Here is a 2,489-nt window from a genome sequence, read left to right on the forward strand (position 1 = left end):
TTGACGTGGATCGATGTATTGCGCTGAGATGAACGACGTCACCGGTTGTTAACGGTCACATCATCCCAGCGCCCGGGAGGACCCGCCATGCCCATCTCCAGACGTCTGCTGACGGCGGCGGTGACCGGTCTGCTGGCCGGCGCGACGCTGACGGCGGTCACCGCGCAACCCGCGGCCGCCGCCGGGCCCGCGCCGCACTTCCTGATGACAGCGTTCACCAACTCCAGCGAGTCGAACATGTACGTCTACGACTCGTCCAACGCCACGAACTACGACCTGATCAGGGCGAACGCGTACACGCCACCGTCCGGGCTGATCCGCGACCCGAGCATCATGCGGCACACCGACGGGTATTACTACATCGTCTACACGACCAACTGGACCGGGAACACGATCGGCTTCGCCCGCAGCACCGACCACGTGACCTGGACGTTCCTGCGCAACGTGACGGTCGGACTGAACGGCGCGACCGGCAGCACCTGGGCACCGGAGTGGTTCAAGGACACCGACGGCAGCGTCAACGTCATCTTCTCGGCGTCGAGCACCGGGACGGCGGGGCAGTTCCAGCCGTACAAGATCACCGCGACGAACGGTGACCTGTCCGCGTGGAGCGCGCGCACCGCGATCGGCATTCCGGCCAATCACATCGACACCTTCGTGGTGAAGTCGGGCAGCACCTACCACGCGTTCGCGAAGAACGAGACGACCAAATACATCGAGCACGCCACGGCCGGCTCACTGACCGGACCCTGGACCTTCACCGGTACGGGCAACTGGGCGGGCTGGGGCTCCGGACTCGAAGGCCCGGCCCTGGTGCAACTGCCGAACGGATCGTGGCGGCTCTACTTCGACCAGTACGGCGCCGGGCGCTACTACTACGCCGACAGCAGCAACCTGAACACCTGGTCGGCCAAGACCGAACTGCCCGGACTCTCCGGCACCGTGCGGCACTTCACCGTGCTGCGCGAGAACGTCGGCGACAGCACCGCGGTCCCGACCGGCAACCGGTCCCTGCGCTCGGTCAACTTCCCCGACCGGTACGTGCGCCACCGCAACAGCCTCGGCTACCTGGAGCCGGTGAGCACCGCCACCGACCGCCTGGACGCGACGTTCACGATCGGCGCCGGCCTGGCCAACGGCAACTGCTACACCTTCCAGTCGGTGAACCCGGCCGGCCGCTACCTGCGCCACGCCAACAACCGCCTGGTCCTGGCGGCGAACGACGGCAGCGCGACGTTCCGCAACGACGCCACGTTCTGCGGACGGGCCGGGCTGTCGGGCAGCGGGACGTCGTTCGAGTCGTACAACTATCCCGGCTTCTACCTGCGGCACTACAACTACGAACTCCGCATCGACCGCAACGACGGCAGCGCCGCTCTGAAATCGGACGCCTCCTTCACCGTGACCGCGCCGCTGGGCTAGCGCTCATGACCGGCGGTGACTGGAGGGATGGCGGGTTCAGGCAGCGCCGGCCCTCCGTGGAGACTCTCGCCTGGGTCGCGGCGTCGATGGGCCGGGGCAGTCGCATCGTCGGGTGTCGCCGGTTGACCGGTGGCGTCTGCTCCGCCGTGCATCGGCTGACAGTGGAGCGACGTGGCATCCGGACGTTCGTCGTGCTGCGGCAGTACCCGGCCGGGCTCGGCCTGCAGGGGAGCCTGGAGAAGGAGATCGCCAACCTCGGTGTGGTGGCGGGAAGCGGGCTACCGGTTCCGGGCATCCTGGCCACTGATGGTGCCGGGGCTTCGACCGGGGGCGCGCCATCGTTGCTGATGACACGGTTGCCGGGGCAGGTTGACCTCAGTCCGGCGGAACCTCGGGCGTGGCTGACGCGGATCGCGGAGATTGCCGTCCAGCTGCATTCTCTCGATCTCCCCGCGCAGACCTTCAGACCGTGGACAGATTCCTGGATCGCTCCTCCGGGCGAGCTTCAGGTGCCGGTCGACGCACAGAAGCCGGCTGTGTGGAAAGCGGCGTTCGGGGTCATGGCGACGCCGCCGCCGAAGGACACCGCCGTCTTTCTGCACTGCGATCTTCTGCCGGTCAACATGCTGTGGTCGCGCGGGAGGATCACCGGACTGACCGACTGGAACTCCATCCATCGGGGACCGCGTGCGGTCGACATCGGGCACTGCCGGCGATACCTGGCGGCGCTCTACTCGCCCGAGTGGTCGGAGCAGCTCCGGTCGCTCTATGAGTCGATCGCCGGGGTGACTCTCGATCCGTGGTGGGACCTGTACGCCCTGCTGCACTACGACAACAGCGGGCCGAAGTGGATCCGTGGTCAGGTCGCCGGGCGCCGTCCCGTCGATGGGCCCGGCATGACCTCCCGGGTCGAGATCGCTGTCGAGACAGCGCTACGGCGCCTCGGGTGACTGCGCGTTCGGATCAGGCCGCGGCCAAGCCCGCGCTGGTGGCGGCCGGGTGGCACTCGGCGAGCTGGGCTCCGATGACCTCGGGCTCGATCGGCAGGGTCGCCGCGCCGGCGCCCG

At 68.1% G+C, this 2,489-nt stretch carries 2 protein-coding genes; both read left to right on the plus strand.

All coding sequences use genetic code 11. From position 1 onward, the window contains the following. Positions 1-87: 87 nt before the first annotated feature. Positions 88-1,422: a glycoside hydrolase family 43 protein gene (locus AB0C29_RS43255; RefSeq protein WP_360833444.1), complete on the plus strand. Its 1,335-nt coding sequence runs from the start codon at positions 88-90 to the stop codon at positions 1,420-1,422. Between the two features lie 86 nt (positions 1,423-1,508). Then, entirely contained in the window at positions 1,509-2,372 is an 864-nt protein-coding gene (locus AB0C29_RS43260) for an aminoglycoside phosphotransferase family protein (protein ID WP_360833446.1), read from the plus strand. The last annotated feature ends 117 nt before the right edge of the window (positions 2,373-2,489 follow it).

Source organism: Actinoplanes sp. NPDC048791, assembly GCF_040650095.1.
Taxonomy (GTDB): Bacteria; Actinomycetota; Actinomycetes; order Mycobacteriales; family Micromonosporaceae; genus Actinoplanes.

Coding starts and splice junctions, on each gene's coding strand:
- AB0C29_RS43255 (WP_360833444.1), top strand. CDS start 88: ATGCCCATCTCCAGACGTCTGCTGACGGCGGCGGTGACCGGTCTGCTG.
- AB0C29_RS43260 (WP_360833446.1), top strand. CDS start 1,509: ATGGGCCGGGGCAGTCGCATCGTCGGGTGTCGCCGGTTGACCGGTGGC.